Source organism: Nitrosophilus sp., assembly GCF_982775275.1.
On sequence record NZ_CEXZHP010000058.1, the window covers coordinates 1 to 8,384 of the forward strand.

Annotated in this window: 6 protein-coding genes; 4 read left to right on the forward strand and 2 right to left on the reverse strand. The window is 32.2% G+C overall.

Features of this window, described 5'->3' with window-relative positions; translation table 11 throughout:
• Both AC30RD_RS04225 and AC30RD_RS04230 read left to right on the forward strand, forming a co-directional pair.
• Positions 1-381, forward strand: a 381-nt coding sequence (locus AC30RD_RS04225) for a response regulator (protein ID WP_489493021.1), incomplete at its 5' end; no start/stop codon positions are given.
• Entirely contained in the window at positions 378-752 is a 375-nt protein-coding gene (locus AC30RD_RS04230) for a response regulator (RefSeq protein ID WP_489493022.1), read from the forward strand. The genes AC30RD_RS04225 and AC30RD_RS04230, both read left to right, overlap by 4 nt.
• Before the next feature lie 24 nt (positions 753-776).
• On the opposite strand, the gene lon is transcribed toward AC30RD_RS04230, so the two are convergent.
• Together lon and AC30RD_RS04240 are read right to left on the reverse strand one after the other, a co-directional pair.
• Positions 777-3,200: an endopeptidase La gene (gene lon, locus AC30RD_RS04235; RefSeq protein ID WP_489493023.1), complete on the reverse strand. Its 2,424-nt coding sequence runs from the start codon at positions 3,198-3,200 to the stop codon at positions 777-779.
• A gap of 22 nt (positions 3,201-3,222) precedes the next feature.
• On the reverse strand, positions 3,223-3,864 hold the full coding sequence (locus AC30RD_RS04240) for an outer membrane protein assembly factor BamD (RefSeq protein WP_489493024.1): 642 nt from the start codon (positions 3,862-3,864) through the stop codon (positions 3,223-3,225).
• Positions 3,865-3,965: 101 nt separating this feature from the next.
• Here AC30RD_RS04240 and AC30RD_RS04245 point away from each other — a divergent pair, with 101 nt between their 5' ends.
• Both AC30RD_RS04245 and AC30RD_RS04250 read left to right on the forward strand, forming a co-directional pair.
• Complete coding sequence (locus tag AC30RD_RS04245) at positions 3,966-4,715, forward strand: pyrroline-5-carboxylate reductase (protein ID WP_489493025.1); 750 nt, start codon at positions 3,966-3,968, stop codon at positions 4,713-4,715.
• Positions 4,716-4,885: 170 nt separating this feature from the next.
• Positions 4,886-8,384: hypothetical protein (locus AC30RD_RS04250; protein WP_489493026.1), on the forward strand; the 3,499-nt coding region annotated here is incomplete at its 3' end.

Consider the following 8,384-nt stretch of genomic DNA (forward strand, 5'->3'; position numbering starts at 1 on the left):
CCTAAAAAAGAGTGCAAAAATGATATTTTAATTGCTAAAAAAACGCTTTTAGAGGCAAAATTGTTTCAACAACTTGCAAATTCTCTAGGATATAGTAGTGAAATTGCCCATAATATTGAAGAAATATTAGACAAAACAGCAAACAATTGTTATAAACTAATTTTTATAGATAAGGAGATCGATGATTATAATATAGAAAAAATAAAAAGTCTAAAAGAGAGCTTAAAAGAAAACAGCAAGTTTGTTTTATTTATCGATCCAAACTCAGAAGCTTCAGAAAAAGAAAAAGAGGTTTTTGATGAGATAAATAAAAACATAATAAATAAAGATGTTTTAAGGTCGATCATTGAAAAATTTATCAAAAAAGGTGAAACTGTATGAAAAAAATCAAAGTATTAGCTGTAGATGACGATTTTATAAATTTAAAACTTTTAAAAACAATGCTTTTAAAAAACGACTTTGTCGACGAAGTTATAGAAGCTAAAAACGGGATTGAAGCTATTGATATTTTAAGAAATAAAGATAACATAGATTTGATACTTTTAGATATAATTATGCCTATTATGAACGGTATTGAAATGCTAAAAATTATAAAAAGCGATGAAAGTTTAAAAGATATTCCAGTTATTGTATTGAGCACGGATGAAACAAAAAAAACGGAGGCTCTCGATAACGGGGCAAATGATTTTATAAATAAACCCATTAGAGAAAGCGTATTAAAAGAAAAAATAAAAACTTACGCGTTTTTATAGAAGCTAAATTTTAGCTTCTATAAGCTATTTCCAAACAATTGCCTCTTTTAAAACCTCTTCTATTTTTGTAACCGGAACTATTTTTAATTTGTCTGTTACCTCTTTAGGTATATCGTCCAAATCTCTTTCAAAATTTCTCTTTGGAATTAAAACAGTATTTATCCCGGCTTTATAAGCGGCAATTAGCTTCTCTTTTAATCCGCCTATAGGTAAAACTCTTCCTGTAAGCGTCAACTCCCCTGTCATTGCCACATCGCTTTTAACCTTTTTTTCTGAAAGTATTGAAGCTATCGCAGTCGCCATTGTTATACCTGCACTTGGCCCATCCTTTGGAGTAGCACCTTCTGGGATATGTAGATGTATATCATATCTTCTATACACTTCGCTTGGATCTAATTTAATATTTTCTTCTTTTTCTTTTGCTGTTTTTGGAATAACCTCTTGATCTATTTTTATAGATCTTTTATCGATCAAAACTTTTACTACGCTAAGTGCGATACGAGCGGATTCTTTCATCACTTCGCCCAAACTTCCAGTTAATTGAAGAGCACCTTTTCCTTTAATTTTGATTGCCTCGATTTTCAACACGTCTCCTCCAACAGCGGTCCAAGCCAAACCGTTTACCACGCCAATTTGGGGCTCCTCCTGAGCTAACTCTATCTCATAAATCGGTTTTTCCAAAAATTTGTGAAGATTTTTTACGGTTACGGAAATTTTTTTGGTTTGAGGATTCTCCAAAAGCTCTTTTGCTGCTTTTCTAACAATATCGGCTATTTTTCTTCTTAGATTTCTAACCCCTGCTTCTCTCGTATATTTTTCAATAATTTCTTCCAAAGCTTTTGGAGTTATATTTAACTCGCTTCCTTTTAAACCGTGTTTTTTTAACTCTTGAGGGATAAGATATCTTTTTGCTATCTCAAACTTCTCTTGAGGAGTGTAGCTGCTTAAAAATATAAACTCCATTCTATCTCTAAGAGGTGCAGGTATGTAACTAATATCGTTTGCCGTTGCTATAAAAATGACGTTACTTAAATCTATACTAAAATTTAGATAATAATCTCTAAAATGGGTATTTTGTTCCGGATCCAAAATCTCAAGTAAAACGGAAGTAGGATCCCCTTTGAAACTTCTTCCAACTTTATCCACCTCATCCAATACCATTACCGGATCCATCTCTTTTGCGTCGATTAAGCCTTGAACTATTCTTCCTGGCATTGCACCTATATAGGTTCTTCTGTGGCCTCTAAGCTCGCTTACATCTTCAAGTCCGCCAAGAGCTATCCTAACTAAAGGTCTTTTTAGGGCGTTTGCTATGGAGTTTGCTAAAGATGTTTTACCGATCCCCGGAGGGCCGGCAAAACACAAAATCGCTCCACTTCCTTTTTCTCTTTTTATTCCTCTTAACTCCATTAACTCTTTTACCGCAAAATATTCAACAATTCTCTCTTTAGCTTTTTTTAGTCCGTAATGGTCTTTGTTAAGTTGATTTTTAACATCTTCAATACTCAATCTCTTTTTAGAAAATTTTCCAAAAGGAATCTCCAAAACCCAATCAAGATAGGTCTGTATCACTGTGGCTTCAGCGCTGTCTGGATGCATTCTTGAGAGTCTATCGATCTGCTTTTTAATCTCTTTATAAGCTTCATCGCTCATATAAGATTTTTTGCTTTCGAGCTTTTTTCTATACTCTTCTATCTCCTCTTCTCTTTGGGTATCTACTCCAAGCTCTTTTTGAATCTGTTTTAACTGCTCTTTTAAAAAATACTCTTTATTTATCTTTTCAAGTCTGCTATGGACTTTGCTTTTTATCTCTTTTTGAATTTTATTCTGTTCTATCTCTTCTGTTATAAAGTCGATCAAAAGCATGATTCTTTTTTCGATATCCGATTCTATAAAAAGTTCATATGCATCGCTTTTTTTAAGTTTTATAGAGCTGCTAACAAGATCGGCTATTCTGTTGGGCTCATGATTTTCCTCTATAGTTTTTACCAGATCTTGAGGAAAATAGCTACTAACTTGTGCAAGGGTTCTTACTTTTTCTCTCAAAACTTCAAGAAGCGCTTCGACTTTTATCTCGTTATAGGGTTTTGACTCTATTATGTCCACTAAAGCGCTTAAAGGATGCTCTTGGACCTTTTTTACTATTTTTCCTCTTGCAAGTCCTTGAAAAAGTATTTTTATCCTTCCGTCAGGAAGAGTTACTTTTCTCATTATAGATCCTACTACCCCAGCAGGATAGATAGAATCAAAATCCCTTCCCCCCTCTTTTTCCTCTTTTGCGGGACAAACTAAAACCAAAGAGTTTTCATCAAGAGCTTTTTGCGCCGCCAAAATATTCTCTTCATCGCTTAAAAAAATAGGAGATATCATAAAAGGATATAAAAATAGCTCATCTTCCACAATAATAGGCAGCGTTGTCGGAAACTCTTTATAATCGCTCAATTTCATATATTATTCCTTATTTTATTTTTTACCACTCTATTAAGAAATCATACCAGCTTGAAGGTTTTAAGATCTCACTTTCGTTTAGCCAAGATTTTTTTAATTTCTCTTCATAAATTTTTGCAGCTTTTGGTTTATCTCTTCTTTGATATAAGAGCATAATATTTTTATTTAAAATATACTCGGTCATATAAAGTTTTGTAAGTATAGTATCAATCAACGGCAAAAACTGGGAGTTTTTATACCTTTTTTTATACTCCAGCGCGCTATTTATAGTATCTTGCAAAAGTTTTTGATCTCTATTTATATTTTTAAAACCCAAAAAAGATGCTTTTATTTTTAGAAACTCGGCAAACTCTCTTTTTTTATTGCTGGCGTATCTTTTTATATACTCGTCAAGATAGAACCTAGCCATCAAATACTCTTCATTATCCATATGGGCTTGAGCCAAAATAAGCATAGCTTCGGGAATAAACGGGGAGCTTATATGCTCACTTTCTAATGAAGTAAAATACTCATCGGCCTTGTCAAGATTGTTATGGCTAATAGATTTTATAATTTTACTATACCAATAGATTGCAGGTTTATTATATTCACTCTCTTTTTTTGATGAACATCCATTTATCAAAATCAAAAAAACCATTAAAAAAAGCGCTGCTATCCTTTTCATAATCTCTCTTTCTCTGTTTTTTGGTCAAAATTATATCAAATATTTTGTATAATAGTAGTAAATAAACGTTAATTAGAGGATTTTTATTAAAAGGGATTTAAATGAAAAATTTAACCGTTATTGGAACAGGCAAAATGGCGTATGCTTTGATAGATGGATTAAAAAATGATTTTGATTTGGAGATTGTAGGTAGAGACGAAGAAAAACTTCAGTTTTTAAAAAACGCCGGATTTAAAACAACAAAACTTTATGATTTTAACTCTTTGAATAAAATAGTAATTTTAGCTATCAAGCCATACGCCTTAGATGATATATCCAAATATTTTAAAAATGAAGCCGATCTTTTAATATCGGTTTTAGCGGGAGTCAAATTGGAAAAGTTAAAAGAGTGCATAAAGGCAAAAAGCTATATTAGAGCCATGCCAAATCTCTCTGCCATCTTTCAAAAGTCGATGACCGCAATAACCGGAGATGAAAAAGCTAAAATTGACGCAATAAAGATATTTGAAAAGATCGGTGATGTTTTATGGGTAGATAGCCAAAAAGAGCTTGATATCGCAACGGCGATCTCTGGAAGCGGTCCTGCTTTTTTGGCTCTTGTAGCCGAAGCTATGATGGATGGAGGGGTAAAAGAGGGACTTAGTAGAGAAAAAGCTAAAAAACTTGTAGAAGGTTTGTTTGAAGGTTTTGCTCCTCTTTTAAAAAGCCGCCATCCCGCACTTTTAAAAGACGAAGTTATGAGCCCGGCCGGCACTACCGCTGCAGGATATGGGATATTGGAAGAAAAAAAAGTTAGAAGCGCTTTTATAAAAGCTATAAAATCCGCTTTTAAAAAGACAAAAAAAAATTAAGATTTTTCTTTACAAATTTTAAGCTTTATAAAAACAAATAAGGTTTATACTTAAACTATATAAAAATTTACCGATAATATTAAAAAAGGTGGGTGGTTGGGTTGCATCTTTAGATCTGCTAATATTTGCTCTCCAACCATATTAATCGTTATTTTTTTAAGGAAACAACAATGAAAAGATCTTTAATAATCTTATTTTTTATTTTTTTTACAAATAAAATATTTGCACAACAATTAGCATATGATGATTTTTCTTCCGGACTTAACGGCTGGTCGGGCAGTGGAATAAGCGTTGTAAACCAAGAAATGAAAATAAATAAAGATAAAATTGCTACAAAGACTTATAATTTTGGCTCCTCATTTTCAAATACTTCGATAATATTGGAATTAAAAATTAGAACAGAAGGAGGCTGGGAAAATAGCGGGATTTATCAAGACTTTTTTAAAATATATTCAAACGGTATATTAATAAAAACATATTCATATACAAATGGTACCTATTTTATATGTGCAAATTTAACAACAGACGGTAACGGAGATTTAACTCTTCAATTAGAAGTTGACACTACTGCTAACCAGGAAGTGGCATTTATTGATAATATATTAATATCAACTAATAAAATCTGTACAGAATATACCGAAAATAGTAGAAATTTTGTTATCGTAAATCCAGTAGACACTAGAAATATTAGCGGAGATTTTATCGTTACGGGAAACACAATAGAATGTGTTACGGAAAATAGATGGGATTTTGACGGAGTATGTACAAACGACCATAATAAAAATGACAATAATTACGCCGTTAAATATATCGATATTGACGATGATAGTAGAACATTTAACTCATCAAGTGCATATATTAATCTCCCCAACGATTTTCAAGAAGTGGTTTGGGCCGGACTTTTTTGGCAAGGAAACGTAAATGGCGTTTCCGATAATTATTATTATCCAAGGCATCAAAGAAGAGCACTTATGGACAGTAACTCAACATGGCATTATATATATAACGGATTTAATTATACTCCTATTGACATTTCTTCAACCGATGCGAATAAAGTTTGGTTTAAATTAAACAATATGGACGATTATATTATCGTAACGGCAAAAAATTTAGATTATTATCGCTGGTACGGAAATTATGGGGCTGTTTACTCCTCTTTTGCTGATATTACCGAAATTATAAAACCGTATATTAATCAATTTCAACCCGGTTCAACCGTAACAGCAACCGTAGCAAACATTACGACCAACGAGGGAAGAGAAAGATCATTAGGTGACTATGGCGCTTGGAGTTTGGTTTTAGTATATAAAGGAAACGAAAATAGTAAATTTAAAAGAGTTTTAATATATAATGGTTATGAACATATAAATGTTGGTAACAATCCAAATGAGACAATTTCTATTACAAATCTTTATCTTCCGGAATCGGGGAATGTTTCTTCAACTTTTGCAGTATTTGCCGGTGAAGGGGAAGAACCTTACTATCCGGATCATATGAAATTAGAAAATCAAAATATGCCAGGAGCTAGAGATCCAAACAATATCTTTGATGCGAGACTAGCTAATATAACTAGGCCGAATATTGGGAATAATGCAGTTAATAATACCAACGGTATTGATATAGATGTATATGATGTAACTTCCATTATGACTGATGTTAGAAACAATAATCCGGATACTAATACTGTTGAAATTTCATTAGATACAAATTGGGATGCGTATTTTCCAAGTATGATAGCATTTTCTGTGGAACTCTATCAGCCCAAAATTTGCTATATAGAAACTCTTTACGATGCAAACGGCAACGAAATAAACGGCAGTTCGCAAGTTCAAGTTGGCGATATGATAAGGGCTCGTCTTCTCATAAGAAACGACGATAACGAAACTGCAAAATATGTTCAAATTATAAAAAATTTCGACGAAAATATAACTAAATATGTACAAAATAGTAGCTGTGTAAAAGATGTGGAAGATACGGATCCGATATGTTACGTAGATAATAACGGACCGGTTAACTATAACGACGCAAACAAAACATTAAAAATCGGCTATTTAGGCGAGGGAGACCCTCCTTTATTTAAGCCGTATTCTTCAAATCCTTCTCATATTGCGTATATAGACTATAATATGACAATACAAACGGATCAGCCGTTTTCTTTATCTTATGAAACATCTTACGAATTTGAAATCGCTAATCAAATTTTTAAAATAAACACTAATCTTCCAAAATGTATAGACTTTAATAATACCGTTAGTCCATATCGGCCTGCTTTAGGTACATATAATGTAGTAAACGAAAATTTTACCGGAAATAATGATCCCATTGATACAAATAGTTCATTAAATTCTTTATATACCCAAATTGTTAATAAACCTTTTAATATTAAAATATTACATTTAGATAATGATAAAACAACTTTAAAAAATACTACAGGAGTAGTTTTTTTAGATTTAGTCGACGCTACCTCAATTACAGAAGATGAATCTACTTGTAAAACGGCATCGATAATTTATAGGTTACCTGGAAAAAATTATCCTATATATTTTGGAAATAAAAATAGTCAAACTTCCGTTCAGGAATTAAATAACGTAACTATCCCTATAGCACATAAAAATGGTACATTTAGAATAAAATATATGAATTGGGCTGAAGTGATTCATGATAGTGGCGTTGTATGTGCAGATGTAAGTAACATGAGTTCAAACTTACCTGGCGTACCAGCATGTTTAGACAGCGGTAATAAATTGGAACAGGTTTTCCCAAATACGCCTTGCAGAAAATCATCAACTGGCGCTCCTTGTTTACCGCAAAACCACGGTATAGGAAACTTACCGTATGATCATAATTTTGGATGTGCCGAATGTTTAATTGACTATCATCCGTTTTATGTTTGCGCAAGAGATAATTTTGCAATAAGACCCGATATTTATTCTATGGACGTTAATGAAACTACATTAATTGGAGCAAAACCCTATTATCTTGATATTAACGCCACTATATTCGGAAACGATTTAAATTGTACCGGATATAATCAAATCCTTGATAACTCTACGGATAAAAATATAACCGCAAAACTTGTTTTACCAAGTGGTTGTTCGCTGTCATCGTCTATTTCTCCAAGCCCAATATCTTCAATACAATTTAATAACGGTAAAGCCCAAAATATCATATTTAAATATAATAATGTAGGAGATGTCAATATAACTTTATATGATAATGACTGGACAAAGGTTGATCAACAATTAAAATCCGACGGTTCTATAGACTGTATTTCTGGAAGTAATACTAATATTTCAAATATGGGTAAAATTGGCTGTCTTATAAATGGCAGCAAAATATTTAGATTTAATCCAAAATCTTTCACAAATAGTGTAAGTATATCAAATAGTTGCGGAAATTATACATATATATCAAACGATAGCAATATAAGCGCTAGTTTAAAAATATCTATAAATGCTATATTGGATAACGATTCCATTGCTTCAAATTATACAGCCGGCTGTTTTGCAAAAGATATTAACTATACCGTATCATTAATAAATGATAGATTATTAACTTGGTCACCCACACAAAACAGAATAAGATTTTTTGATGATGGGTCATCATCTAATATTATATCAAGCAATACAAATCCCTCTACCTTTAAAACTACTGAAGGAAATTTTACCG

Excerpts from the sequence above, each read along its gene's own strand:
- AC30RD_RS04230 (WP_489493022.1), top strand. The coding sequence starts at position 378 with ATGAAAAAAATCAAAGTATTAGCTGTAGATGACGATTTTATAAATTTA.
- lon (WP_489493023.1), bottom strand. The coding sequence starts at position 3,200 with ATGAAATTGAGCGATTATAAAGAGTTTCCGACAACGCTGCCTATTATT.
- AC30RD_RS04240 (WP_489493024.1), bottom strand. The coding sequence starts at position 3,864 with ATGAAAAGGATAGCAGCGCTTTTTTTAATGGTTTTTTTGATTTTGATA.
- AC30RD_RS04245 (WP_489493025.1), top strand. The coding sequence starts at position 3,966 with ATGAAAAATTTAACCGTTATTGGAACAGGCAAAATGGCGTATGCTTTG.